At 67.9% G+C, this 24,728-nt stretch carries 20 protein-coding genes and 1 pseudogene; 10 read left to right on the top strand and 11 right to left on the bottom strand.

What is annotated here, in order from left to right:
- Nucleotides 1-67 precede the first annotated feature (67 nt).
- The 3 genes from sqr to ACVBEQ_RS10180 are packed head-to-tail and all read left to right on the top strand — an operon-like array spanning nucleotide 68 to nucleotide 2,193.
- Nucleotides 68-1,303 (top strand): type III sulfide quinone reductase, selenoprotein subtype, encoded by a 1,236-nt coding sequence (gene sqr / locus ACVBEQ_RS10190; RefSeq protein WP_447153012.1) that lies wholly within the window; start codon nucleotides 68-70, stop codon nucleotides 1,301-1,303.
- Nucleotides 1,304-1,332: 29 nt separating this feature from the next.
- Nucleotides 1,333-1,647, top strand: coding sequence for a TusE/DsrC/DsvC family sulfur relay protein (locus ACVBEQ_RS10185; protein WP_447153011.1), 315 nt, complete (start codon nucleotides 1,333-1,335; stop codon nucleotides 1,645-1,647).
- Between the two features lie 33 nt (nucleotides 1,648-1,680).
- A complete protein-coding gene (locus ACVBEQ_RS10180) occupies nucleotides 1,681-2,193 on the top strand; it encodes a DsrE/DsrF/DrsH-like family protein (RefSeq protein WP_447153010.1) in 513 nt (170 codons plus the stop codon).
- Between the two features lie 292 nt (nucleotides 2,194-2,485).
- Here ACVBEQ_RS10180 and ACVBEQ_RS10175 read toward each other — a convergent pair whose 3' ends face one another.
- From ACVBEQ_RS10175 to ACVBEQ_RS10165, 3 genes and pseudogenes are all read right to left on the bottom strand, one after another.
- Entirely contained in the window at nucleotides 2,486-3,436 is a 951-nt protein-coding gene (locus ACVBEQ_RS10175) for an acyl-CoA thioesterase (protein ID WP_447153009.1), read from the bottom strand.
- A 107-nt stretch (nucleotides 3,437-3,543) separates the two neighbouring features.
- Nucleotides 3,544-3,787 (bottom strand): annotated as a pseudogene (locus ACVBEQ_RS10170) (IS110 family transposase); the annotation flags it as partial.
- Between the two features lie 42 nt (nucleotides 3,788-3,829).
- Nucleotides 3,830-4,291 (bottom strand): hypothetical protein, encoded by a 462-nt coding sequence (locus tag ACVBEQ_RS10165; RefSeq protein WP_473163173.1) that lies wholly within the window; start codon nucleotides 4,289-4,291, stop codon nucleotides 3,830-3,832.
- A gap of 19 nt (nucleotides 4,292-4,310) precedes the next feature.
- On the opposite strand from ACVBEQ_RS10165, the gene ACVBEQ_RS10160 reads away from it, so the two are divergent.
- Both ACVBEQ_RS10160 and ACVBEQ_RS10155 read left to right on the top strand, forming a co-directional pair.
- The gene (locus ACVBEQ_RS10160) at nucleotides 4,311-4,562 is read left to right on the top strand and encodes a hypothetical protein (RefSeq protein WP_447153007.1); all 252 of its coding nucleotides are present in this window, start codon (nucleotides 4,311-4,313) and stop codon (nucleotides 4,560-4,562) included.
- 175 nt (nucleotides 4,563-4,737) lie between these two features.
- The gene (locus ACVBEQ_RS10155) at nucleotides 4,738-8,946 is read left to right on the top strand and encodes an nSTAND1 domain-containing NTPase (protein WP_447153006.1); all 4,209 of its coding nucleotides are present in this window, start codon (nucleotides 4,738-4,740) and stop codon (nucleotides 8,944-8,946) included.
- A 119-nt stretch (nucleotides 8,947-9,065) separates the two neighbouring features.
- Here the strand turns inward: ACVBEQ_RS10155 and araA are convergent, their stop codons facing one another.
- The 3 genes from araA to araB are packed head-to-tail and all read right to left on the bottom strand — an operon-like array spanning nucleotide 9,066 to nucleotide 13,011.
- Complete coding sequence (araA, locus tag ACVBEQ_RS10150; RefSeq protein WP_447153005.1) at nucleotides 9,066-10,589, bottom strand: L-arabinose isomerase; 1,524 nt, start codon at nucleotides 10,587-10,589, stop codon at nucleotides 9,066-9,068.
- Entirely contained in the window at nucleotides 10,586-11,287 is a 702-nt protein-coding gene (locus ACVBEQ_RS10145) for an L-ribulose-5-phosphate 4-epimerase (RefSeq protein WP_447153004.1), read from the bottom strand. Before ACVBEQ_RS10145 ends, araA begins: the two co-directional genes overlap by 4 nt.
- Nucleotides 11,284-13,011 carry a ribulokinase gene (gene araB, locus ACVBEQ_RS10140; protein ID WP_447153003.1) on the bottom strand — a complete coding sequence of 576 codons (1,728 nt, stop codon included), beginning with the start codon at nucleotides 13,009-13,011 and terminating at the stop codon, nucleotides 11,284-11,286. The genes ACVBEQ_RS10145 and araB overlap by 4 nt, the downstream gene beginning before the upstream one ends.
- A 654-nt stretch (nucleotides 13,012-13,665) precedes the next feature.
- Between araB and ACVBEQ_RS10135 the strand changes: the two genes are divergently transcribed.
- The 5 genes from ACVBEQ_RS10135 to ACVBEQ_RS10115 all read left to right on the top strand — a co-directional run bounded on the left by ACVBEQ_RS10135 (nucleotide 13,666) and on the right by ACVBEQ_RS10115 (nucleotide 19,746).
- Entirely contained in the window at nucleotides 13,666-14,781 is a 1,116-nt protein-coding gene (locus ACVBEQ_RS10135; protein ID WP_447153002.1) for an ABC transporter substrate-binding protein, read from the top strand.
- 143 nt (nucleotides 14,782-14,924) lie between these two features.
- Nucleotides 14,925-16,472 carry a sugar ABC transporter ATP-binding protein gene (locus ACVBEQ_RS10130; protein WP_447153001.1) on the top strand — a complete coding sequence of 516 codons (1,548 nt, stop codon included), beginning with the start codon at nucleotides 14,925-14,927 and terminating at the stop codon, nucleotides 16,470-16,472.
- A complete protein-coding gene (locus ACVBEQ_RS10125) occupies nucleotides 16,469-17,602 on the top strand; it encodes an ABC transporter permease (protein ID WP_447153000.1) in 1,134 nt (377 codons plus the stop codon). The genes ACVBEQ_RS10130 and ACVBEQ_RS10125 overlap by 4 nt, the downstream gene beginning before the upstream one ends.
- Nucleotides 17,599-18,660, top strand: a complete 1,062-nt coding sequence (locus ACVBEQ_RS10120; protein WP_447152999.1) for an ABC transporter permease subunit — start codon at nucleotides 17,599-17,601, stop codon at nucleotides 18,658-18,660. Before ACVBEQ_RS10125 ends, ACVBEQ_RS10120 begins: the two co-directional genes overlap by 4 nt.
- Nucleotides 18,661-18,723: 63 nt before the next feature.
- Nucleotides 18,724-19,746 carry a LacI family DNA-binding transcriptional regulator gene (locus ACVBEQ_RS10115; RefSeq protein ID WP_447152998.1) on the top strand — a complete coding sequence of 341 codons (1,023 nt, stop codon included), beginning with the start codon at nucleotides 18,724-18,726 and terminating at the stop codon, nucleotides 19,744-19,746.
- A 1-nt stretch (nucleotide 19,747) separates the two neighbouring features.
- Here the strand turns inward: ACVBEQ_RS10115 and ACVBEQ_RS10110 are convergent, their stop codons facing one another.
- The 5 genes from ACVBEQ_RS10110 to ACVBEQ_RS10090 form a co-directional block, all read right to left on the bottom strand.
- Entirely contained in the window at nucleotides 19,748-21,133 is a 1,386-nt protein-coding gene (locus tag ACVBEQ_RS10110) for an NAD-dependent malic enzyme (protein WP_447152997.1), read from the bottom strand.
- Nucleotides 21,134-21,190: 57 nt separating this feature from the next.
- The gene (locus tag ACVBEQ_RS10105; protein ID WP_447152996.1) at nucleotides 21,191-22,051 is read right to left on the bottom strand and encodes a VOC family protein; all 861 of its coding nucleotides are present in this window, start codon (nucleotides 22,049-22,051) and stop codon (nucleotides 21,191-21,193) included.
- 81 nt (nucleotides 22,052-22,132) lie between these two features.
- Entirely contained in the window at nucleotides 22,133-23,452 is a 1,320-nt protein-coding gene (locus ACVBEQ_RS10100) for an RNA polymerase sigma factor (RefSeq protein WP_447152995.1), read from the bottom strand.
- Nucleotides 23,453-23,458: 6 nt separating this feature from the next.
- Nucleotides 23,459-23,812 (bottom strand): YciI family protein, encoded by a 354-nt coding sequence (locus ACVBEQ_RS10095; protein WP_447152994.1) that lies wholly within the window; start codon nucleotides 23,810-23,812, stop codon nucleotides 23,459-23,461.
- Between the two features lie 120 nt (nucleotides 23,813-23,932).
- Nucleotides 23,933-24,574 (bottom strand): dihydrofolate reductase family protein, encoded by a 642-nt coding sequence (locus tag ACVBEQ_RS10090; RefSeq protein WP_447152993.1) that lies wholly within the window; start codon nucleotides 24,572-24,574, stop codon nucleotides 23,933-23,935.
- Between the last annotated feature and the right edge of the window lie 154 nt (nucleotides 24,575-24,728).

The following is a 24,728-nucleotide window of genomic DNA, read 5'->3' as shown; positions in this document are numbered from 1 at the left end:
ACCCTTAGGGGTATCAGAGCAACGGGTGACCCGGTGCATGCGCCGGGTGCCACTGAGGAGCGTCGTGGTGAGGAAACTACTGGTCCTGGGCGGCGGCACCGCCGGAACGATGATCGTCAACAAGCTCCGGCGAAAGCTTGACGCCGGTGACTGGTCCATCACGATCGTCGACCAGGACGACGCCCACCACTACCAGCCCGGGTACCTGTTCCTGCCGTTCGGTACGTACCGTCCGCAGCAGCTCACCAGGTCCCGGCACGCGTTCCTACCGGACGGTGTGGAGTTCGTGGTCGGCGAGGTCGATGTCATCGACCCTGCCAGCGGGTTCGTCTCGCTCGCCGGCGGCCGGTCGCTGCCGTACGACTACCTGGTGATCGCCAGCGGGGTGACGCCCCGCCCGGACCAGACACCCGGAATGCTCGGCGAGCAGTGGCGAAAGAGCATCTTCGACTTCTACAGCCTCGAAGGCGCAACGGCACTGGCGACGGCGCTCGAGGAGTTCGACGGTGGTCGCTGTGTCGTGCACATCACCGACCTGCCGATCAAGTGCCCGGTCGCGCCGCTGGAATTCACCTTCCTCGCGGACGACTACTTCCGGCGCCGCGGCATCAGGGACCGGGTCGAGATGGTGTACGTGACCCCGTTGTCCGGTGCCTTCACCAAGCCGATCTCGTCGGCACGGTTGGGCACCATGCTGGACGAGCGCGGCGTGGCGGTCGAGACCGACTTCCTCGTCGAACGCATCGACCCGGACGCGAAGGCCCTGGTTTCCTACGACGAGCGCGAGATTCCCTTCGACCTGCTGGTGACGGTGCCGTTGAACATGGGCGCCGACTTCATCGCCCGATCGGGAATGGGGGATGAGCTGAACTACGTGCACGTCGACAAGCACACTCTGCAGTCGACCACCCATCCGAACATCTTCGCCGTCGGCGACGCGTCGGACATCCCGGCGTCCAAAGCCGGATCCGTCGCGCACTTCTCGGTGGAAATCTTCTGCGACAACTTCATGGAAATGATCGCGGGCAAGCCGATGAGCGGTTCATTCGACGGCCACGCCAACTGCTTCATCGAATCCGGTGCCGGCAAAGGAATGCTGATCGATTTCAACTACGACACTGAACCCATGACCGGCAAGTACCCGGTGCCGGTGATCGGCCCGTTCAGCCTGCTGGAAGAGACGCGGGCGAACCATGCGGGGAAACTCGCGTTCCGCTGGATGTACTGGAACGTGCTGCTGCCCGGCAGGCCCATGCCGCTTCCCGCCCATATGTCGATGGCCGGCAAGCACACCGAAAGCTAGAGAACCTCGAAACAGCAAGGAGAATCATCATGCCTGTCACCACGCTGGGCGGACACCAGATCCACGTGAACGACGAGGGTTTCCTGACCGACCCCTCGGAGTGGGACGCGGATCTGGGGACCACCCTGGCGGCGCAAATTGGAATCGACCTCACCGATGCGCATTGGAAGGCCATCAATTTCCTGCGCGAGGACTACGCGGTCAAAGGCGAGACGCCGACGATCCGGAGGGTCTCGACAGCGGGCGGGATCCCGGTCAAAGAACTCTTCAAACTGTTCCCCCAGAAGCCTGCGAAGAAGATGGCCTACATCGCCGGCCTGCCCAAGCCGCACGGCTGCGTCTGACCGCCCATCACATCCCCGACAGGAGAGCCCATCATGACCGTCACCGCATCAGCCCCTTCGATCGTCCCGCAGTTCGACACCGAGGGCGCAGGACGCAAACTGGCCATCATCTGTTCCAAGGGAACGCTCGACATGGCCTATCCGGGTCTTGTTCTCGCCAATGCGGCACTGGGCGAGGGCATCGAAACCCATTTGTTCTTCACCTTCTGGGGTTTCGAGATGATCAACAAGAAGACCATGGATCATCTTCAGTTCACCCTGCTCGGCAATCCGGCGATCCACATGCCGCAGGGCCTCGGCGGACTGCCGTGGATGACGTCGATGGCGACTTCGAAGCTGAAGAAGTCCATCGCCGACGTCGGTGTGCCCGAGGTCCCCGAATTCCTGGAGCAGATCGTCGCGTCCGGCGGCCACCTGTGGGCCTGCCGGATGTCCGCGGACATGAATCATCTGACCGAGGAGGACCTCTACGACGAGGTCGAAGGCATCATCAGCGCCTCGGACTTCATCGAGATGACCGACGGGGCGCAGCTTCTGTTCATCTGAACGGGTCGGTGGATCGGCTCAGCGACCGCGGAGCCGATCCATGAACGACTTCGCCGGGGCTGGCTCGCAGGTGCAGCGCTGCGAGGCGGGAACACCGGCCATCACCATGTCGACGTGCTGGCCGCAGCCACGCCATGTCGTTTTCCGGCACTGCGGACATTGGGCGGGGGAACACATCGGCATCTCCAGAGCTGGTGGGGTCGGTCGGGCGGCTCATCCCGGTACCGACGATGGTATACCCCCGCGGGTATCTGAGCCAGATGACACGGGCGGTCACCGCCCCACGGGCCTCTCAGTTCGGATGAACAGGCGCGAGCTTCGATCTGAGCTGGATCAGATGCTGGGCGTGGGAGTCCAGGCGGACGTCTTCGTCGGTCACCGGCTCCCACCGGCGGACCGGGGTGGGGCGGCTCTGCTTGTCCAGCGCCACGAAGATGGTCAGGCAGTGCGTGGTCAATTGCATGTCAAGAGTCTTCGGGTCGCCGGACCGCACGTGCACGGAGACGTGCATGCTGCTGCTGCCGGTGTGCAGCAGTCGCGCCTGCACCTCCACGACGTGGCCGATCATGATGGGCCGGTAGAAGCGGATCCCGCCCGAATAGGCGGCGATGCTGCTCCGGCCGCTCCAGGCCGTCGCGCAGACGTAAGCGGCCTCGTCGATCCAGCGCATCACGGTGCCGCCATGGGTCTTGCCGCCCCAGTTGACGTCCGTCGGCGCCGCGAGAAATCGCAGAGTGGAGGCGGGTGCGGTGGAGGGGTCGGAATAGGTCTGTTCGGCCATCGCCGCTTCGATGGCTGCTCGCACGCCGGCCTTGGCCACGGCGGTCGCCGACCGCTGGTGGTCGTCCGGGGTGATGGGCACCCAGGGCTCGACGGCGATCGGCCGACCGTTGCCGCCGACGGAGACGAAGATGACAGTACAGGACGTCGCGAACGCGTAGGCCAATTCCTGCGGGTCCGCGGAGACGACCGAAACCTCGATGTGCATGCTCGATCGCCCTGTGTGCACCAGGCGCGCAGCCACCTCGACGATGTCGCCGGAGTGGATCGGGCGCGCGAAGTTGACGTTGCCGACGTACGCGGTGACGCAGTACCCACCACTCCAGCCGACAGCGCACGCGTACGCGGCCTTGTCGATCCATTCGAGCACGCGACCGCCGGCGATCGCCGTGCCGCCGAGAGTGGCGACGTCGGTGGGCGCGGCCATGAAACGAAGGGTGATCTCCCGTGCCCGTGTGCCCATGCGACGCCTTTCTCGAGACGAGTGCATCGTGCCGTACGCACACCACCGCCGGAAAGCGGGCTGGGTGGCGTCGGCGTGCGGTCGGCTCCCGCGGGGCCGTGGCCTTTGTCAGTGCGGCGCCGAGCGAGGGCGATAAGGGCTTCGTTGTGCCTTTTCTGCTGAGCCCGTTTCCGGTCGCAGTAGGTGCGGGAGACGGCGGTCGCTCAAGGTCGCGAACGCCGACAGGAACGGGGCTCCTGTAAGGACCTCCTTGCCGCCGCGGGATGGGTGCTCGCCGCGGATGGAGATCCCGGATCGGCGAGTGGCGGGGGCCGGTCCGGCGTCGGACGCGAGGTGCCCGGCGGTGGTGAAACAGGGATCGCGCGGCGCGGCCGAATTGCTTGTCCAGTCGCCTCAGGCGCAACCCGGCTGCGACTCGTCCGGCTGGGCGGGGCAAACACCCATCCCGGAGAGAAAGCCTTCCAGAAGCCGCCGGGCACCACCGAACTCGGCGACCGGCTCGGCCCACTCCGGTAGCCCGACTTCCACGGCGACGATCCGGCCTGTGTGTTTGCCGCCGGTGAAGTAGGCCTCGACGAAACCGTCCTCCGGTACCAACAGGCCAGGATCGCAGTCCGTTCCGTTGCACAGCGGCACGGACTGATCCAGGTCAATGCAGCTTCTACCTGTCAGATTGCAGTACTGCTCCACCCAGGCCGCGACACCTTCCGGGGTCTCCGGTGTGTCCTTTGCCGGTGCCGACCACACGGCCACGTAGAGGTCGTGTGCAGGCGTCACGAACTCTTCCCGGCCGCCAAAACCTGGCTGTCCGGCGTCGGCCTCGAGCGTCCAGTCACGTTCGGCGGGCACCACCAACCACCCGGGCGGGTGCTTGATGGTGAAGCCGTACTGCTTCGACTCGTACACAGTCCCGTTCGTCGTATCGATGGGTGACGCGCTGGGTGATGACGTCGCAGATGTCGCAGACCTCGCCGGTGTCGCAGGTGCCGCAGAGGTCGCTGTCGTTTGGATCGGCGTGGATGGCGAGGTGCTGGCCGACGGCGCAGCGGGGGTGCACCCTGCCAGGAGAACGAGCATGAGAGCAGCACCAAGGGCCATCCGGGCACGGCCGGCCTGGCTGGTGTGACGTGGTTTCATCGTGAGCCTCCTGTCGGTTTCGAGACCCGTGCCTGCACGGGCCGAGGGCGGCGATGGCCGCGATGGCAGTTGTGCGCCACAGCGGTATCGCCTTGTCGTCGCACCGGTATCAGCCGGGTATCGGCGCGGTTGACGGTTTCAGGGCGTGCGCCGACAGTGGAACCGTGGGAATCGCCGTGCTCGGCCCGCTCGAGGTCGACGGTCAGGGCAACGTGCTCGGGCCGCGGGACCGGGTGGTGCTCTCGGCCCTGGTCGTGCGTGCCGGCGACCCGATCAGCACCGAGGCGTTGGCCGACGCCCTGTGGGGCGACAACCTGCCAGCATCGTGGGCGAAGGTCGTCCAGGGATGCGTCGTACGACTGAGGAAGCGGCTGGGGGCGGCCGCCATCGAGTCCGGAGCCGCCGGCTACCGCTTGACTGTGAACGAGGCGGAGGTGGACAACCGGCGTTTCGAGCGGCTCTTCGAGCGTGCCCGGGAGGCCTTTGCTGGGGGCGACCCGGAGCGGGCGTCCTACCTGGTGCGGGAGGCGCTGGCGCTGTGGCGCGGGCGGGCCCTGGCAGACCTGGACGAGTGGGAACCGGGTCGCGTCGAGGCGGCGCGGCTGGCGGGACTGCGGATGGACGCCGAGGAGCTGCGTGTGGAGGCCGAGATCCGCGCCGGCCATGCACGCGACGTGCTGGAACAGGCGCGCGCCCTGGTCGCGCAGGCGCCGCTCCGCGAGCGGCGCTGGGCGTTGCTCGCCACCGCCCTGCACCAGGCCGGGCGGCAGGCGGAGGCCCTGGCCGCACTCAAGCAGGCACGCACGAGGCTCGTCGACGAGCTCGGCCTGGATCCTGGCCGCGAGCTGGTAGAGCTCGAGCAGCAGGTGCTTCGGCAGGACCCGTCTCTGGATCCGGTCGTGCAGCGGGAGGTCAGTGCCGGCTGCCCCTACCGCGGTCTGCTGCCCTACGACTCAGCCGACGCCGACTCGTTTTTCGGCAGGGAGGCCGACGTCGCCGCATGCCTGCGGAGGTTGCGGGACTCGGGCCTGCTGGCGGTCGTGGGACCCTCCGGCGTCGGCAAGTCGTCGCTGGTCCGGGCAGGAGTTGTCGCCGCATTGATGCGCAGCGGAACACCGGTCCTGGTGACCACACCAGGCTCGCGACCCACCGAGTCGCTGGGCGAGCTGCGGAGTCGAGGACAACAGACCCTGGTGGTCGACCAGGCCGAGGAAGCAGTGACCACCTGCCCGGATCCGGCGGAAAGGGAGCGGTACTTCGCCGCGTTGGCGGCACACGTGGCCGCCGGAGGCGCGTTGGTGCTCTCCATGCGCGCGGACCACCTCGGCGACCTGGCGCCGTACCCGGACATCGCACGACTCCTCGAGGAGGGTCTGTACCTCCTCGGACCGATGACCGAGCCGGACCTTCGCAGCGCCATCGAGGGCCCCGCCCGTCGCGCCGGGCTGCGGCTCGAGCCGGGGCTGGTCGACCTCCTGGTCCGCGAGGTCGAGGGTGAGCCGGCCGCCCTGCCGCTGCTCTCCCACGTGCTTCGCGCGACCTGGGAGCGGCGCGAGGGTCCGACGCTGACCGTCGACGGCTACCGGGCAACCGGCGGGATCAGGTCCGCGGTGTCCAATTCCGCCGAGCGGTTGTACGACGCGATGGACGCGTCCCAGCGCAGTTCCCTCCGGACGCTGCTGCTGCGGCTGGTGGTGCCCACCGAGGACGGCGACCCGGTGCGGGCGCGGGTGCCGCGCGCAAAAGTAGCCGCCGACGACCAGCACCGGCGGCTTGTGGAGCAACTGGTCGACGCGCGCCTGGTGAGCATCGACGGTGACACGGTCCAGATCGCGCACGAGGCGCTGGTACGGGTCTGGCCGAGGCTGCGAGGCTGGCTCGACGACGACGTCGAGGGCCAGCGCCTGTTCAGGCACCTTGCCGGCGCCGCCGACGCGTGGGATGCGATGGGCCGCCCGGACAGCGAGCTCTATCGGGGTGCCCGGCTCGGCCGCACGGTGGAATGGCGAGACCGGGCTGACCCCGACCTGAATGTGATCGAGGTGGCCTTCGTAGATGCCTCCGTGGCCCTTGCCGAGAGCGAGATCCGTGCGGCTGAGACCCGGGTCGAGCACGAGCGCAGGGTCAACCGCCGGCTGCGCGGCGCCCTCGCCGGTGTCGGCGTCCTGTTGGTCATGACACTGGTCGCCGGGCTGGTCGCCGTACGGTCGGCTGACCGCGCTGGTCGCGAGCGAGACCGCGCCGAGCAGGCTGCCAACCTCGCGGACGCCCGTCGCGCCGGCGCTCAGGGTGTCCTGCACGAGAAGCTCGCGACCGGTCTGCTCCTCGGTGTCGAGGGTGTACGGGCCGACGAGTCCGCCCAGGCCCTGGAGAACCTCGGGGCGGCGCTGACCCGCGCGGGCGCGCTGTCCGGGGTGCGCGACGTGAGCGAGATGGTCGGACGCCCCGGGACAGCCTGGATGCCGTCGGTCTCCGTGAGCGCGGACGGGACGCTGGTCGCCGGTGTCGTCCTCTCCGAAGGCGTGCGGCTCTTCGACAGTGCCACCCTGGCACCCCTGCCGTTCCTGGACGCCACTGGGTCGAGTGGCTCCGCCGCCTTCTCCCCGGCCGGCGAGCAGCTCGCCGTTGCCCTGATGCACGCCGACGACCAGCCGCTTCGGCTGTATGACGTGCCGAGCGGAAAGCTGTCGCAGGTCCAACCAGGGGGTATCCCCGCAAACTCGGCCGTGGCGTACGTCGACCCGGACGACGTGGATGTCGAATACAGCCGCGATGGCAGCCGGATCGTCGCCGAGCTGCAGCCATCCATGTCCGGTCCAGAACCGTTCGCGCACGGTGACACCATGGTGTGGGACCTGGCAGACCCGTCCCGGCCGGTGTTCAAGGTGCGGCTACGAAACTTCGCCCACTCGGCCCTGAGTCCCGACGGCGACCGGCTCTACGTCGTCACGCGGGGCGACCGGCCGATCCGCGCGTACGACGTGGGCTCCGCACGCCTGATCGCCTCGACGCCAAGCCCACTGGTCGCGGAACTCGGTGCCAACGCGGTGGACGTCAGCCCTGACGGGTCGACGCTGGTCGTGGCCATGCACGGTCGCGTCCTTCGTTTCGACACGGTGAACCTACGACAGCGAGGGCCCGCTCTGACCGGTCACACGGCCCTCGTTCGCGACGTCGTGTTCTCTCACGACGGCCGGCTGATGGCGACGTCATCGGACGACGAGACCGCCGTCGTCTGGGACGCCCGAACCGGAGATCAGCTCCATCGGTTCGTCGGGGGTAGGCCTCTGGCGGTCGCCTTCTCGGCCGACGACCGAACACTTTTCACCGTGGGAGTCGAGGGGCTCCTGCTGGCCTGGAACGTGGGTGGCCGCCAGCTCGCCCTGGGAGAGGACAGCAGCGCCCCCGCCGAGGCGTACTCGCTGTCCCTGCCCGCACCCGACGGCCACACCGTCGCCCGGACGCGCTCCGGCATGCTGTGGTTCGAAAACACCACGACCGGGGGAATCTCCGAGCCCCGCCGAACCCGTGACGAGACCTTCATCTGGTCGCGCGACGCCCACTGGCTCCTCTCCATCGGCCCGGACAATGTCGTCACGGTGTGGAACGCCTCCGACGGCTCTGTCGTCGCACGCAGCCAGCCGTTCGAGGTCAACGACCGAAGCCTCACAGCCGCTTTCAGTCCGGACGCGAAGCAGGTTTACGCGCACGACGGAACCTCGCTCGTCACGTTGAGCAGTGAGTCGATGCGACCGGTTTACCCGGAGATTCGCGTGGGAGACTTTCCGGTCCTGCTGCCTCATCCCGTTGATGGCTCCGTGTTCATCCTCAACGCGGGCGGATCGTTCTACCGGATGAACCCAAAGACCGGTGATGTGTTCGCGACCGCGACGCGCGGGCTGCTGGAGAACGAGGACCCCGACGGTGTGATGTCACCCGACGGCACCCGCATGGTCGTGAACGGGCCTGACCGGCGGGTGCGCCTGCTCGATGTCGACAAGCAGGAGTACGTCGGTACGGACTCGAAGACGCCTTGGGGCTCGAGCCCCACCTTCGCCCCCGACGGCAGCCAGTTCGCCCTCGTGCAGGCAGACCGGATCCGGCTCTGGGACGGCCGTACCGGGGAGTACCAAGCCAGCCTGCCCCTGCCCAGCCGGACCGCGACCTTTTCCATCGTCTATCGGCCGGACAGCACCGGCCTGGTCATCGCCTCCACCGACGGCAGGACCTGGACCGTGGACACGCGAACGCACAAGTGGGTCGACCGCGCGTGCGCGACGGCAGGGAGAAACCTCTCCGTCGAGGAGTGGGAGCAGTTCTTTCCCGATAAGCCCTACGAGTCGACCTGCCCCCAGTGGCCGGCCGGAACCTGATTTCTGACTTGGAGCACTTCGCTGGCTCAGACCTGATGGCGCGTGGGCACCAGCCACTCGCAACGACCGACCGACCGGCTGGGTGGTGGAAGCCCACCTGCTACAAGGCCCAGAAGCTCTTAGAAGCCCTGCGCCAGGCGGTAATACGCCTGATTCCAACGGATCTCGTTGGCGAATGAGCGGGTGGTGGTCGCGGCGTCGATGACGAGCAGTTCGACCCCGACCATGGTGGCCAGATCCTCCAGCTCGTCGGTGCCGACGGCGGTCGACAGAACGGTGTGGTGTGGGCCGCCGGCGGTCAGCCAGGATTGGGTGGACGTCCGGAAGTCCGGTCGCGGGGTCCAGACGGCACGCGCCACGGGAAGCTTCGGCAACTCGAAGTCCGGTGCGACGACATCGATCTCGTTCAGGACGAGGCGGAAGCGGTCGCCGAGGTCGCTGATGCCGACGACGATGCCGGCCCCGGGTTCGGCGTCGAAGACCAGCCGAACGGGGTCTTCCCGGTTCCCGATCCCCAGCGGATGGATCTCGCAACTCGGCTTGCCGGCGGCGATGGTGGGGCACACCTCCAGCATGTGGGCGCCGAGGATGCGCTCCTCGCCGGGGATGAGGTGGTAGGTGTAGTCCTCCATGAACGACGTGCCGCCTGAGCGCCCGTGGTCCATCGACTTCAGCGTTGCCAGCAACAGCGATGTCTTCCAGTCGCCCTCGCCGCCGAATCCGTAGCCGTCGGCCATCAGTCGCTGCACCGCGAGGCCCGGTAGTTGCCGCAGCCCGCCGAGGTCCTCGAAGTTGGTGGTGAAGGCACCGAAGTTGCCGGCCTGCAGGAACGCCCGCATCCCCAGCTCGATCCGCGCTGCGTAGCGCAGGGATTCGCGCTGCGGGGCACCGTCGCGGAGCGCGGGGGCGATCGTGTACTCGTCTTCGTAAATGCTGACGAGGGCGTTCACCTCGGCGTCGCTGACCTGGTCGACGACCTCGACGAGGTCGTTGACCCCGTAGGTGTTCACCGAGACACCGAAACGCCTCTGGGCTTCGACCTTGTCGCCTTCGGTGACGGCCACGTCGCGCATGTTGTCGCCGAACCGGGCGAGGCGCAGCGAGCGCAGGGTGGACGCGCCGCGCGCGGCCCTGACCCACGTGCCGACGGCCGCCAGCGTCGGCTGGTGATTGACGTGCCCGGCCACGGTCTTCCGGCTCACACCGAGACGGGTCTGGATGTAACCGAACTCGCGATCACCGTGCGCGGCCTGGTTGAGATTCATGAAGTCCATGTCGATCTCGGACCAGGGGAGCGCCTCGTTGGCCTGCGTGTGCAGGTGCAGCAGCGGTTTGGTGAGCGCCTCCAGCCCGGCGATCCACATTTTCGCCGGCGAGAAGGTGTGCATCCAGCAGATGACGCCCAGGCAGGCGTCGTCGGCGTTGGCCTCCAGCATGATGCGGCGGATGCCGTCGGACGAGGTCAGCACCGGCTTCCAGATGATCTCCGCGCCGATGTCCTTGCTGGCCTCGAGCGCACCGGCGATCTGCTGGGAGTGGGCGGTGACCTGGTCGACCACCTCCCGGCCGTACAGCCCCTGGCTTCCGGTGAGGAACCAGATCTGTCTGCCGGCAGCGGCAGGTGCGTGGGTGGTCGCGTTCATGCTGGCCGTCCTTGATCGAGAAGCTTCTGTCCGTAGGCGTTCTGGTAGCGGTCGTACAGTGCGTCGATGTCCTCGTCGGTCAGCGGGTGCGGCTCGCCCAACTGTCGGGCGACGGTCACCGCGCGGGCGACCTCCTCGCACATCGCGGCCGCCTTGACGGCCGCCCGCGCGTTCTTGCCGATCGTGAACGGGCCGTGATTGGCCATCAGCACCGCTGGAGATCGACTGTCGCGCAACGTGTCGACGATCCCGCGTCCGATGGAGTCGTCACCGATCATCGCGAACGGCCCGACCGGGATGGGCCCGCCGAACTCGTCGGCCATCATCGTCAGCACACAGGGGATCGGTTCGCGCCGCGCGGCGAACGCGGTCGCGTAGGTGGAGTGGGTGTGCACCACACCGCCGACCCGATCGAGGTGGGCGTAGACATAGCCGGCGGCGAAGGTGTCCGACGACGGCGCGGCGTCACCTTCGACGACCCGGCCGTCGAAGTCGGCGACCACCATGTTCTCCGGGGTCAGCAGCTGGTAGTCCACCCCGGACGGCTTGACGACGAGCAGGTCCGCGCCGGGAACCCGGGCCGACACGTTGCCCGCGGTCCAGACCACCAGGCCCCACCGGACGAGTTCGGCGTGCAGGCCCGAGACCTCGACCCGCAGTCGTTTGATGTGTTGTTGGGTTTCCGGGCTCAGCCTCATACGAGCACGTCCCGATCGGCCGCGGCCGGCTCGAGTGCGGCACGACGGATGTTCTTCAACGTGTGCATGACCGTGTTCTCGCCGCGGCCGAAGTAGTCGTGCAGCCGCCGGTACTCGGCGTAGAGCTCGTCGTAGACAGCCACGTTGGCGGGAATCGGCTCGTAGACCCCGGTGATCCGCCGGCCCATCACGGCAGCCGCGGCCGGGACGTCGGGGTAGGCGCCCGCCGCGACGGCGGCATGGATCGCCGAGCCCAGTGCCGGCCCCTGCGCCGACGCCGCGACCGACAGCGGCAGCCCGGTGACGTCGGCGTAGATCTGCATCAGCAGCGGGTTTTTGGCCAGCCCGCCGGCGACGACGAATTCCGTGACGTCCACACCTGCCGAAATGAAGTTCTCGACGATCAACCGTGCACCGAACGCGGTCGCCTCCAACAGCGCCCGGTAGACGTCCTCCGGTTTCGTGCTCAGCGTCAGGCCGAGCACCAGTCCGCTCAGCTGGTGATCGACCAGCACGGAACGGTTGCCGCTCTGCCAGTCGAGAGCGAGCAGGCCGTGCTGCCCGACGCGTTGTAGCTGGGCCAGCGAGGTGAGGTACTCGTGGACCGACTGACCGGCCTCCGTCGCGGCCGCCGCATACGCCGCGGGCACCTGCTCCCGGACGAACCAGCCGAAGATGTCGCCGACGCCGCTCTGGCCGGCCTCGTAGCCCCAGTACCCGGCGGTGATCCCGCCGTCCACCGCGCCGCACATCCCGGGTACCTCGCGCAGCTCCGTGCCGTTGACGACATGGCAGGTGGACGTCCCCATCACCGCGACGAGCTGACCGGGGGCGATCGCGCCGGCCGCGGGGGCGCAGACATGTGCGTCGACGTTCCCCACCGCGACCGCGATGCCCTCCGGCAGCCCGGTCCACTCCGCCGCTTGCGCCGTCAGCCGGCCGGCAACCGCGCCGAGCTGACCGATGGGTGCGGTCAATTTGTCGTCGACGAAGTCGCCGAAATCGGGATTCAGTGCGGTCAGGAAATTCCGGTCGGGGTATCGGCCGTCCTGCAGGATCCCCTTGTAGCCGGCGCTGCAGGCGTTGCGCACGTATTCGCCGCACAACTGCCAGACGATCCAGTCGGCGGCCTCGACCCACCGATCCATCCGCTCGTAGATCTCCCGGTCACCCTCGAGCAATTCCAGGCCCTTGGCGAATTCCCATTCCGATGAGATCAGTCCGCCGTACCGCGGCAGCCAGGATTCCCCGCGCTTCGCCGCCAACTCGTTGATGCGGTCGGCCTGCGGTTGCGCGGAGTGATGCCGCCACAGTTTGACGAAGGCGTGCGGTCGCGTGCGGAATTCCGGGAGTTCGCACAACGGGGTTCCGTCGGCGGTCGTCGGCACCATGGTGCACGCGGTGAAGTCGGTACCGATCCCGACCACCTGCTCGGGCCGCGCCCCGGCCGCGGCGAGCGCGGCTGGGACGGCGGTCCGCAGTACGTCGATGTAATCAGCGGGGACCTGCAGCGCCCAGTCCGGCGGCAGCCGGTCGGTGCCTCCCGGAAGCCGGTCGGTGAGGACGGCGTTCGGGTAGTCGAACACGGCCGAGCCGAGTTCGGCGCCGTCCCGGACGCGCACCACGACGGCCCGGCCGGCGAGCGTTCCGTAGTCGACGCCGACGACGAGCGCGTCGGTCGGGTCGGCATCGGTCGAATGGCGTGAGGGGGAGGACTGATTCATCGTTGAATGACACCCGGAGGGGCGCCCTTTTCCCTTCTCTGTTGCGTGGAGGTGGCGCTGCGATTCTGCTCCGGCGATCCCCGGCGGTGACTGCACCGCACAGGGACGGGCGGTATCGAACCGGCCCGATCGCCGTACCGCGGACCACGTTCGGGTGTGATGTTAGCGCTCACAGTCTGGAAAGTGAAGAGCCTTGCGGCGGGTCTCGATGACGTGTCGATCCGGACCGTCGGCATCCGTTCGTCATCCCCGCCGTCCACGGTGTTCACGAACAGTGACGACATGTCCCGCAGTGTTGGGCTCGGTCCGGCGGACGCGCCCGACAGGAGCGGGAATTCAAGACGCATTCACCCTCCGCTGGAAGGGTTTTGCAACTCCGTAGCGCAATTGTGACCCTCAGCCCTTGACGCGGCAGCGTGTGAGCGTTAACACTATGGCCGCGGGTGAGTCCTACTCCCGCCCTTGTCTTGAGGAACCGAGATCGGAAGGTCGGCCCATGACGGCCCGAACACCTTGCCGCAGTTCATCTGCGGCGCGGTCACCTCGGAGTCGATGCAGGGCCTCGGAGCCGCTGACGGCGCACTGCGACGTCGCGCGGTCGATCGTTCGATCGGCACTTCCGGGCCGGGTCATCCAACGTTGGAGGAAGAGTCCGTGGTCACCAAGAAATTGACTGTGCTCGCTGCGGCGGCAGTCGCCGCCCTGGCCCTGGCGGCCTGCGGAAGCAGCGCCGACACCGCATCATCGAGCACCAGCAGCGCGGCGGCGTCCACCAGCGCTGCCGCTTCGGCCGACGGTAGTTCCGCAGCATCGCCGGCGGCGAGCAGTCCCGCTGATGCGAGCAGCTCGGGCGCAGCGGCAGGTGGCGAACTGCCGCCGGTCGATCCCGCGGTGCTGGACGGCGCCGTCATCGGATTCGCCCAGGTCGGTTCCGAGAGTGGCTGGCGCAGCGCCAATACCGACTCCATCAAGGCGGCGGCCGAGGCCAACGCCGTGGATCTGAAGTTCACCTCCGCCGAAGGTGACCAGGCGAAGCAGATCTCGTCGATCAAGACCTTCATCACGCAGGGTGTCGACCTGATCGCGTTCTCGCCGGTCGTGGAGACCGGTTGGGACGCCGTGCTCGAAGAAGCCAAGGCCGCCGGCATCCCGGTGGTGCTGACCGACCGCGCGGTGGATTCCGACCCCAGCCTGTACAAGACCTTCATCGGGTCCGACTTCATCATCGAGGGCGAGAAGGCGGCGACCTGGGCAAAGACGGAGTTCGCCGACACCGACAAGGTGAACATGGTGGTCCTCGAGGGCACCACCGGCTCGGCGCCGGCCAACGATCGGGCCACCGGCTGGGAGAACATCCTCGGTTCGGACCCGAAGTTCACCACCCTTGCCTCCCAGACCGGCGAATTCACCCGGGACGGCGGCAAGAAGGTCATGGAGGGCTTCCTGGCCAAGTACCCGGACATCGACCTCGTCTACGCGCACAACGATGACATGGGACTCGGCGCGATCGAGGCCATCGAAGCGGCCGGCAAGGTGCCCGGCAAGGACATCAAGATCGTCACCGTTGACGCGGTGAAGGCAGGTATGGAGGCCCTGGCGGCCGGCAAGATCAACTTCATCGTCGAGTGCTCGCCACTGCTGGGCGAGCAGCTGATGCAGGCGTCGAGCGCCGTTCTGTCCGACACCGAGATCCCCGCCCGGATCATCACGATCGAGGGCAGCTTCGATCAGGAGCAGGCCATCGAGGCACTGCCGAGCCGGCAGTACTGATCGCAGAAGTGAGCACTGATCGCTGAGCAGCGATCGCAGCCAGATGATGGGACGCTCGACTCCGGAGTTCTGGATTCGGGCGTCCCATCTCTTTTGATCGGGAAGCAGTCTTCATCAAGTCCACGAAGGCGAGAGGAGCGGGAATGCCGAGCGATCCGCTTGCCACCGCAGACCGGCCGGTTGTCGAGATGGCCGGCATCACCATCGAATTCCCGGGGGTCAAGGCGCTCAGCGACGTCTCCTTCCGGCTCTTCCCGGGCGAGGTGCACGCGTTGATGGGCGAGAACGGCGCCGGCAAGTCGACCCTCATCAAGGCGCTGACCGGGGTGTATGCCATCGACGCCGGCACCATCACGGTGCACGGCGCGGAAGTGTCGTTCGACGGGCCGGCGCAGGCGCAGAAGGCCGGTGTCGCAACGGTGTACCAGGAGGTCAACCTGGTGACCAACCTGACCGTTGCGGAGAACATGATGCTCGGGCGGGAGCCACGCAGGCTGGGGATGATCGACTGGCGGAAGATGCGCAAGCACACCGCCAAGGTGCTCGCCGACCTCAACCTGGACATCGATCCCGGTTCCCTGTTGAGCAGCCATTCCATCGCCATCCAGCAGCTGGTCGCCATCGGCAGGGCGATCGACGTGAACGCCGATGTCCTGGTTCTCGACGAACCGACGTCCTCGCTGGATGTCAAGGAGGTCGCCGAGCTGATGGAGGTCATCAGGCGGGTCCGCGACAAGGGCGTCGCGATCCTTTTCGTCTCCCATTTCCTGGACCAGATCTACCAGATCTCCGATCGCATCACGGTGCTTCGCAACGGCGAGCTGGTGGGCGAGTACATGGCGCACGAGCTGCCCCGGCTGCAACTGGTGTCCAAGATGATCGGCAAGGACCTGGCGGCCCTGGAGGCGCTCGAGGAGGGCACGAAGCGGGAGGCCGCCGAGCGCAAGGAAGGCGGGGCGTTCCTGATCGCCAAAGGCGTTGGCCGCAAGGGTTCCATCGATCCGTTCGACCTGGAGGTCCATCCGGGCGAGGTGCTCGGTCTTGCCGGACTGCTCGGCTCGGGCCGGACCGAACTCGTCCGGCTGCTGTACGGAGCGGACCGCAACGACTCCGGCACGACCACCGTGTCCGGAGCGGACATCAAGCTCCGCAACCCGCGGTTGGCGCTCGACAGGAAAATCGCCTTCGCCTCGGAGAACCGGCGAGCCGAGGGCTTGATCGGCGATCTGAGCGTGCGCGCCAACATCGTGCTGGCCATGCAGGCCGAACGCGGCTGGACGCGACCGATCCCGCGTCGCCAGCAGGACGAGATGGCCAAGCGCTACATCAAGGCCCTCGATATCCGGCCGACGGATCCGGAGACGCTGGCCCGCAACCTTTCCGGCGGCAATCAGCAGAAGCTGCTGCTGGCCAGGTGGTTGCTCACCGAGCCCAATCTGCTCATCCTGGACGAGCCGACCCGAGGCATCGATGTCGGTGCCAAGGCACAGATCCAGAAACTCGTCGCCGGCCTGTCCGACAAGGGCATGGCCGTCATCTTCATCTCGGCAGAACTCGAAGAGGTCCTCCGCTTGTCGCATCGCATCGGCATTCTCCGGGACCGCCGCAAGGTGGCCGAGATCGTGAACGCCGAGGGAACGACGGTCGAGGACCTCATGGGAATCATCGCAGCGGAGGCGCAGCCCGCATGAAACGCATCACCGGTAGTCGCCTGCTGTGGCCGGGGCTCGTGCTCATCGCGCTGCTCGTGGCCAACCTGCTCTGGAACCACGCCTTCTTCAACATCACCGCCCGGGACGGCAATCTGTACGGCGCGCCCATCGACATCCTGCGCCGCGCGGCACCGATCGTTCTCGTCGCACTGGGCATGACGCTGGTGATCGCGACGCGCGGGATCGACCTGTCGGTCGGTGCGGTCGCGGCCATCTCGGGCTCGTGGGCATCGATGTACATCATCTCCTCGGCCGACGGTGCGTCGGTGACGGTGGTGCTGACCGCGGTGGGTGTCGCGCTGCTGATGGCGCTGATCGCCGGCGCCTGGAACGGGTTCCTGGTCTCGGTGCTCGGCATCCAACCCATCGTCGCCACCCTCGTCCTGATGGTCGCCGGCCGCGGCCTGGCACAGATCATCACCAGCGAGAAAATCCTCTACCCGGACAATTCCCCGGCCTACAAATTGATCGGCGGCGGTTACCTGCTGGCGGTGCCCTTCTCGATCCTGATCGCCGGCGCGATCTTCGCACTGACGGCGGTGCTCACCCGGAAGACCGCACTGGGCACGTTGATCGAGTCCGTCGGGGTCAATCCGGAGGCCAGCCGGCTCGCCGGTGTCCGGGCCCGTCCGATCATCTTCCTGGCCTATGTCTTCAGCGGTTTCTGTGCCGGGCTCGCCGGGCTCATGTTGACCTCGAACTCCACGTCGGCGGACCCCAATTCCATCGGCCTGTTCATCGAGCTCGACGCGATCCTCGCCGTCGTCATCGGCGGCACTTCGCTGGCGGGGGGCCGGTTCTCGCTCGCCGGTACACTGATCGGCGCGTTCATCATCGAGACCATGGACGCGTTCGTGGTGATCGCGATCTCGGCGCGCAGTACCGATGTCTTCAAGGCATGTGTCGTCATCCTCGTCTGCCTGCTGCAGTCGCATCGGGTGCGGGCCTGGCTGTTGAACGTGCTGCGCTGGGGACGGCCACCGAGTCGCCGCGGCAGCGCGCCGCCCCCGACCACACCGACCGGGCCGGTCGGCGACACGCCGGTTGCCGCACCGGAAGACACCGCGTCCGGATCCTCCACCTCGATGTCCGCAGGGGCCAGGCCATGACGATCGCCGCCACTCCGAAGCCCGCCACTCCGAAGCCCGCGGGCCCGAAGATCCTCCGCCGCCTCAGCCAGCGCTACGAGCAGTACACGCAGATCGGCGTGACTGTCGTACTTCTCATCGTCATGCTCGTCGTCGGCAACTTGCTCTACCCGAATTTCACCTCCGGTCAGGCGATCTTCGACCTCATCGGGAAGAACGTGTTCCTGATTCCGCTGGCCATCGGGATGACCTTCGTGATCCTCAGCGGCGGCATCGACCTCTCGGTCGGCGCGGTGATGGCGCTCGGCTCGGTCATTTCCGCGACGTTGCTGCAGGCCGGCTGGTCACCGTTCCTGGTGATCCCGACGGTCCTGCTGGCCGCCTCGACGCTCGGTTTGCTGGTCGGCATCATGGTGAGTCGGTTCGAGATCCAGCCTTTCATCGCGACTCTCGCGGCGATGTTCCTGGCCCGCGGGCTGTGCCTGGTGATCACCGATCGTTCGATCTCGATCAACGACGGCTTCTTCCAGAGCATGAATCTGACGCACATCAATCTCTGGGAGCAGCAGACGGTCAATCTGCGGGGCCGGGTCCGGGTCACCGATGTGTACACCACGCCATCGGTGCTGATCGCGCTGGCTGTGCTGGTGGTCGCGTTCGTGATCCTGCATTACAGCCGTTTCGGCCGGACTGTCTATGCGGTCGGCGGGAACGAGGCATCGTCGCGACTGATGGGCCTGCGGGTCGACCGCACCAAGGTCAGCGTCTACGTGATCAGCGGCTTCTGCTCGGGGATCGCGGGTGTGCTGTTCGCGTTCTACACCGCCTCCGGTGATCCTGTGGCGGGCATCGGCTACGAGCTCAACGCCATCGCCGCGGTGGTGATCGGCGGCACGCTGCTGTCCGGCGGCTCGGGCTACGTGCTCGGCTCCATGCTCGGCGTGCTGGTGTTGGCTACGATCTACGCCTACAAGGAGTTCGACGGCGACCTGAACACCGGCTGGACGCGCGTGATGATCGGTGTCCTGGTGTTGTTCTTCGTGGTGCTCCAGCAGCTCATCGCCCGACGCCGACGATGAGGTGATGTGCCGGCACGTGGTGGCGTCCCTGCGGACGGTGGGGGCGTCGGAATGAGGACGAAGATGGCGAGCCAACAGCCGGACCGGCCACCCGGCATGTATGACGTTGCCCGGCTCGCCGGGGTCAGCCACCAGACGGTCAGCCGGGTCATCAACGCGCACCCCAACGTTCGCGAGGAGACGCGACTACGGGTCCAGGAGGCGATCACCGCACTCGGCTACCGCCGGAACGTCGCGGCCAGGGCGCTGGTCACCCGGCGGTCCAACACCATCGGGGTGATCACCAGTGTGTCCCCGCACTGGGGGCCCAGCAGCACGCTCATCGGCGTGGAGCGGGCCGCCAGGGATGCGGGGTTCTATCTGAGCGTCGCCGCCCTGCACAGCATCGAGCCGGCGGGCATCAAGGAGGTCCTGGGTGACCTCGTCGATCAGGGGGTCGAGGGGATCGTCGTGATCGCCCCCGAGGCGGCCGCCGAGCACGTTTCGGAGCGTTTCGAGACCCATCTTCCCGTCGTCATGGTTGCTGCCGGGGCCGAACCGGCCGAGGGTGTGCGGATCACCTCGATCGACCAGGCGTTCGGCGCGCGGCTGGCGACGAGGCACCTGCTCGAACTGGGCCACACCACCATCGGGCACATCGCCGGGCCGAACGCATGGTTCGACGCCATCGAGCGCGTGCGGGGCTGGCGGGACGAGCTCGGCGACCACGGCATCCGCCCCGGACCGCCCATCGCGGGTGACTGGACAGCGGCCAGCGGTCACCGGGCGGGTACGCAACTGCTGCGCAGGAAGAAGGTGCCGACCGCTGTCTTCGTCGCCAACGACCTCATGGCCCTCGGCTTTCTCCGCGCCATGCACGACGGGGGAGTCCGTGTCCCGCAGGACATCTCGATCGTCGGGTTCGACGACATGCCGGGCGCCGGACACCTCATTCCCGGTCTGACCACCGTTCGGCAGGAGCTGGACCGGCTCGGCCAGCAATGCATCGCAATGCTGCTGGCCGAGCTGAACGGCTCGGCGGGGTCGTACCAGCCGTTGCGGCCCACGCTCGTCGTTCGGGAGAGCGCGGCCCGGCCGGCGACCTGACTCAGCGCAGGGCGGTGACCCGCTGGATGGCCGCCGCCACGGCCGGTGCGACCGCCGGGTCGAACACCGACGGCACGATGTAGTTGGCATTCAGCTGATCGGGTGCGACGGTGTCCGCGATGGCGGTCGCGGCGGCCAGCAGGCAGTCGTCGGTGATCTCGTGGGCGCCGGAGTCGAGCATCCCGCGGAAGAACCCCGGGAACGCCAGCACGTTGTTGATCTGGTTGGGATAGTCGGACCGGCCGGTCGCGACGATCGCGGCGTGCTTGCTGGCCGCGAACGGGTCAACCTCGGGGTCCGGGTTGGCCAGCGCGAAGACGATGGCCCCGTCCGCCATGGTCGCGATGTCGTCGCCGGTCAGCAGGTTGGGTGCGGAGACGCCGATGAAGACGTCGGCGCCGACGATCATCTCGGCCAGGGTTCCCTGCGCGCCGCGGGGATTGGTGGTGTCGGCGATCCACCGCCGGTACTCGTCCAGATTCGGGTTGTCCGGGCGGATGGCGCCGTTGCGGTCGCAACCGATGATGTCGGTGAAACCCTGTCGGTGCAGCAACTGGATGATCGCCCGGCCGGCCGCGCCCACGCCGCTGACGACCACCCGGACGTCCCTCGGTTCCTTCTTGACCACCCGCAGGGCGTTGGTCAGCGCGGCCAGCACGACGATCGCGGTGCCGTGCTGATCGTCGTGGAACACGGGGATGTCGAGGATTGCCCGGAGCCGCCGTTCGATCTCGAAACACCTTGGCGCGGCGATGTCCTCGAGGTTGATGCCGCCGTAGCCGGGTGCGATGGCCTTGACGATCATCACGATCTCGTCGGTGTCCTGGGTGTCGAGCACGACCGGCCATGCGTCGACACCGCCGAACTGCTTGAACAGCGCGGCCTTGCCCTCCATCACCGGCATGGCCGCCGCCGGCCCGATGTTGCCGAGTCCGAGGACCGCGGACCCGTCGGTCACCACGGCGACGGTGTTGCGTTTGATGGTCAGCCGCCTGGCGTCGGCGGGGTTGTTCGCGATGGCCACGCAGACCCGGGCCACACCGGGTGTGTAGGCGCGGGACAGGTCGTCGCGGTGCTTGAGCGGCACCTTCGGAACCACTTCGATCTTGCCGCCCAGGTGGAGCAGGAAAGTCCGGTCCGACACCTTGCGGACGTTCACTCCTGGCAATTCGCCGATCGACCGGGTCACGGCGTCGGCGTGCTCGGCGTTGATGGCGTCGCAGGAGACGTCGACCACGATGAACGTGGGACTGGACTCGACGACGTCGAGGGCGGTCAGTGAACCGCCCGCCGCCAGTACGGCGGCGGCGAGATCTGCGGTCGCGCCGATGGCCGGAGGGGCCTCTGCACGAATGGTGATCGAATAACCGGGACTGGTGCTGGGCATGGGAGTGAGCATGGCACGCGGCGCGAGAACCGCACCTCGAGCTGTGGGCCGACCGGGTCAGCCGCCGCCGGGAGTGAACTGGCTCGCGGTGAACACCGCGCCCTGCGGATCGCGGATGAGGGCGGTTCGGGTCCAGTCGGTGTCCTCCGTGTTCAGGACGGTCGCTCCCAGCCGGTCGGCCGCCGCTGCGATCGAGTCCCGGTCGGCGACCGCGAAAGCGACATGCCAGTGTGGACTCTCGTCCGGCATGACGGGGCTCAGCCAGCCGATCGCATCGGCGAAACCCGGGGGCACATCCACCGCGGCCTGCCGTGCGTAGATGTCCGGATCCGAGGTGGCCGCGAGGTGCGCGCCGTAGCCGGGCAGCCGGATCAAGGTGGCGAACCCCAGGTCGTCGAAGGACCAGCCGAACACGGCTGTGTAGAACGCCGCCGAGGCGGCCGGGTCGGCGGCGTGCAGGTCGCTGAAGTTCCAGGTTCCGGGCGCGTTCACGGTCTGCGCGCCCAGCCTCCGGCGGGCCTGCCAGAGCCGGAACGGCACACCCGACGGGTCCGCACAGCGGGCCGATCGCCCTCCCTCGCCCGCGTCGGTGGGCTTCTCCAGCATGCGCCCGCCCGCCGCCTCGATCCGTGCCGCCGTGGCCTCGGCGTCCAGCACCGCGACGTAGGTGTTCCAGGCCGGAGTGATGGAGGCGGCCACAGCGGATCCGTCCGAGGGGTCGGCTGGACCGCCGATGCCGGTGGCGTCGAGACCGCCCTGCCGGGCGATGACGTACCGGAACTGAACGCCCGGCGGTGTCGCCTCCTCGAACGTCCATCCGAACAGTCCGCCGTAGAACGCCATGGCGCCCTCGACATCCCGATGCTCGACGTCCACCCATGAGGTGACGCCAGGTGGGTAGCTGCGCGGCTCGGCCATCGCTCCTCCTTGGTACGGCTGGCGCGGATCGGTCGACACCCACCGTAGGAGGGGATGCGGACAACCGCTGTCCGCCACCGGTCAGTGCTGTTGCACTTCGTCGATGCGCCTGCGGAGGAAGGCGCGCTCTGCCGGGTTGCCGGCGAGGTCGAGCGCCTTCCGGTACACCGTGGCGGCCTCCCGGGGTCGTCCTGCGCGGCGGAGCAGGTCCGCGCGGGTCGCCTGGTACGCGTGGTACCCGTCGAGCGGCAACGTCTCGACGATCTCCAGAGCTGCTCCGGGGCCGGAGATCTCGGCCACGGCGATGGCCCGGTTCAGCGCCACCACCGGGGTCGGATCCACCGCGAGCAGCTGGTCGTAGAGCGCGACGACCTGGCTCCACTCGGTGCTCTCGGCCGTCGGGGCATCGGTGTGCACGGCATTGATCGCGGCCAGGATCTGGTATCTGCCGGGGCGCCCACGCCGCAGGCAGGCCCGGACGATGCGGTGCCCCTCGGCGATGAGCTCGCGGTCCCAGAGCGACCGGTCCTGGTCGGCGAGCGCGACGAGGACGCCGTCGGCCACCCGGCTGGGCCGGCGCGCCTCGGTGAGGAGCATCAGCGCCAGCAGTCCGAGCACCTCGGCCTCGTCCGGCATCAGTGTCGCGGGGATCCTGGTGAGCCTGATCGCCTCGCCGCAGAGGTCGGCCCGGATGGCCTCCGCGACCGGGGCGACAGCGCTCGTCTCCTGCGACATCGTTGCGCCGGAAGGCCTCTCGTCCGGCCGGCCGCCGTCAGGCGGTGTGCCCGAAGGGAGGTAACCCTCGTTGAAGACGAGAAAGAGCGTGCCGAGCACGCCGCGCAGCCGCGCCGGCAACTCGGCGTCCGGCGGTACCCGGTAGGGGATATGGGCCGCTTTGATCTTCTGCTTCGACCGGGTCAACCGCTTGGCCATGGCGGCCTCCTCGACGAGGAAGGCGCCGGCGATCTCGGCCACCGTCAGCCCGCCGAGCAGCCGCAGCGTGAGTGCCACCTGTGCGCCGGTGGCGAGGGCGGGGTGGCAGCAGGTGAACATCAGCCGCAGCCTGTCGTCCACCACGGACGACGGTGGCTCCGGATCGTCGTCGACGATCTCGTTCATGAGCACCGCCTGGGTCTCTCGGGAATCGCGGGTCCGCTCCCGCCGGAGGCGGTCGATCGCCCTGTTGTAGCCCGTTGTGGTCAACCAGCCGCCGGGATTGGGCGGTAAGCCGGTGTCCGCCCACCGTTGCAGGGCGATCAGGTAGGCCTCCTGGGCGGCTTCTTCCGCGAGGTCGATGTCGCCCAGTCGGCGGGTCAGGGTGGCGACGACCCGACCGTGCTCCTCACGGAAGACACGGTCGAGGTCGCCGCGGGAGAGCTTCTCGCCCTCGGGTGCCGTCACGATCCGTCAGGCGTCGGGTTCGGGCTGGAACGGCCGCACTTCGACGGCGCCCCGGCAGGCCGCGGACCCACGCCTGGCCAACTCGAGGGCGGCGTCGAGGTCGGGGACGTCGACGACCCAGAATCCGCCGATGTGTTCCTTCGATTCCAGGTACGGCCCGTCGGTGATCACCGGCTCACCGCTGCCGCTCGCGTCGATGACGGTGGCGGTGGAGGCCGGGTTGAGACCACCGGCGAACACCCAGGATCCCGCCGCCTGAACCTCTTTGTTGAAGGCATCGACGGCTTCGAAGATGTCCTGGACGTCGTCGGGGATCTCGTCGGTGTCGCTGCCGTGCACGGAAAGCAGGTACTGGGCCATGGTGTGCTCCTCGGTGTGTGTCGGGTGATGTGTGTCGGGTGGGGCTTGTCGGGTGGTGCTTCTCGGTTGGGTTAGTGGGGTGATGTGGGCGGGGTGGCGCGGACGGTGACGAGCGGGCGTTCAGCTGCTCTGGATGACTTCCCTGCCGTCGACGACCTCGATGTCGCCGACACCGAGCCCACCTGCCGGCCGGAGGGTCAGGCTCACGGCGCCGTTGGAGGTGACCGCCGAGTTCACGGTGGTGAAGGTTCCGGGCACGCTGCCCTCGCCGAACAGCCGCTTCCCGTCGCCGATCACGACCGGGAAGATGATCAGCCGGTACTCGTCGACGATTCCGGCGTCGTGCAGGGTGCGGGCCAGGCCGCAGCTGCCGTGCACCTGCAGTTCGCCGCCCGGCTTCGCCTTGAGCTGCTCGACCGCGGCGACGACATCGCCGGCGATCACGGAGGTGTTGTGCCATTCCGCGTTGCGCATGGTGGTCGACACGACGTGCTTCGGACGGTTGTTGAGAACCGTTGCGACCACGTCGGCCGGGTCCGTCACCTGCGACCAGAAGGTGTACATCATGTCGTAGGTCGTCCGGCCCAGAAGTACCTCATCGGTGTCGGCGAACCATCGGTTGACGATGGCGCCGAAGTCTTCATCGACGAACGGCACCACCCACCCGCCCCTGTCGAAGCCGCCGGAGCGGTCCTCGTCCGGTCCGCCAGGTCCCTGCATGACGCCGTCCAGGCTCAGGAATGCGTTGACGGTGAGCTTCATCGTCGTCTCCTTGTCGTGTCTGCGGTCAGCCCCCGCGGCTGCCTCACCCAGTCCACGAACGTGTGGGACCCGATAGGACACCATGCCGGAAGAATTTTGCAACAGGCAGTCCGCGGCTTCTCTGCCGTACGTTGACCCCGCCGCCGGTTCGAGG

It is taken from the genome of Nakamurella sp. GG22 (assembly GCF_052976845.2).
Note: the sequence above shows the minus strand (reverse complement) of the source record. Positions and strands in the feature narration are given on the sequence as shown.

What these genes read in the sequence shown, in the direction of transcription:
- araB (WP_447153003.1), bottom strand. Translation starts at nt 13,011, where the DNA reads ATGAATCAGTCCTCCCCCTCACGCCATTCGACCGATGCCGACCCGACC.
- ACVBEQ_RS10115 (WP_447152998.1), top strand. Translation starts at nt 18,724, where the DNA reads ATGGCGAGCCAACAGCCGGACCGGCCACCCGGCATGTATGACGTTGCC.
- ACVBEQ_RS10130 (WP_447153001.1), top strand. Translation starts at nt 14,925, where the DNA reads ATGCCGAGCGATCCGCTTGCCACCGCAGACCGGCCGGTTGTCGAGATG.
- ACVBEQ_RS10105 (WP_447152996.1), bottom strand. Translation starts at nt 22,051, where the DNA reads ATGGCCGAGCCGCGCAGCTACCCACCTGGCGTCACCTCATGGGTGGAC.
- ACVBEQ_RS10110 (WP_447152997.1), bottom strand. Translation starts at nt 21,133, where the DNA reads ATGCCCAGCACCAGTCCCGGTTATTCGATCACCATTCGTGCAGAGGCC.
- ACVBEQ_RS10125 (WP_447153000.1), top strand. Translation starts at nt 16,469, where the DNA reads ATGAAACGCATCACCGGTAGTCGCCTGCTGTGGCCGGGGCTCGTGCTC.
- ACVBEQ_RS10175 (WP_447153009.1), bottom strand. Translation starts at nt 3,436, where the DNA reads ATGGGCACACGGGCACGGGAGATCACCCTTCGTTTCATGGCCGCGCCC.
- ACVBEQ_RS10180 (WP_447153010.1), top strand. Translation starts at nt 1,681, where the DNA reads ATGACCGTCACCGCATCAGCCCCTTCGATCGTCCCGCAGTTCGACACC.
- ACVBEQ_RS10095 (WP_447152994.1), bottom strand. Translation starts at nt 23,812, where the DNA reads ATGGCCCAGTACCTGCTTTCCGTGCACGGCAGCGACACCGACGAGATC.
- ACVBEQ_RS10160 (WP_447153007.1), top strand. Translation starts at nt 4,311, where the DNA reads ATGGTGAAGCCGTACTGCTTCGACTCGTACACAGTCCCGTTCGTCGTA.
- ACVBEQ_RS10185 (WP_447153011.1), top strand. Translation starts at nt 1,333, where the DNA reads ATGCCTGTCACCACGCTGGGCGGACACCAGATCCACGTGAACGACGAG.
- ACVBEQ_RS10120 (WP_447152999.1), top strand. Translation starts at nt 17,599, where the DNA reads ATGACGATCGCCGCCACTCCGAAGCCCGCCACTCCGAAGCCCGCGGGC.
- ACVBEQ_RS10145 (WP_447153004.1), bottom strand. Translation starts at nt 11,287, where the DNA reads ATGAGGCTGAGCCCGGAAACCCAACAACACATCAAACGACTGCGGGTC.
- ACVBEQ_RS10090 (WP_447152993.1), bottom strand. Translation starts at nt 24,574, where the DNA reads ATGAAGCTCACCGTCAACGCATTCCTGAGCCTGGACGGCGTCATGCAG.
- araA (WP_447153005.1), bottom strand. Translation starts at nt 10,589, where the DNA reads ATGAACGCGACCACCCACGCACCTGCCGCTGCCGGCAGACAGATCTGG.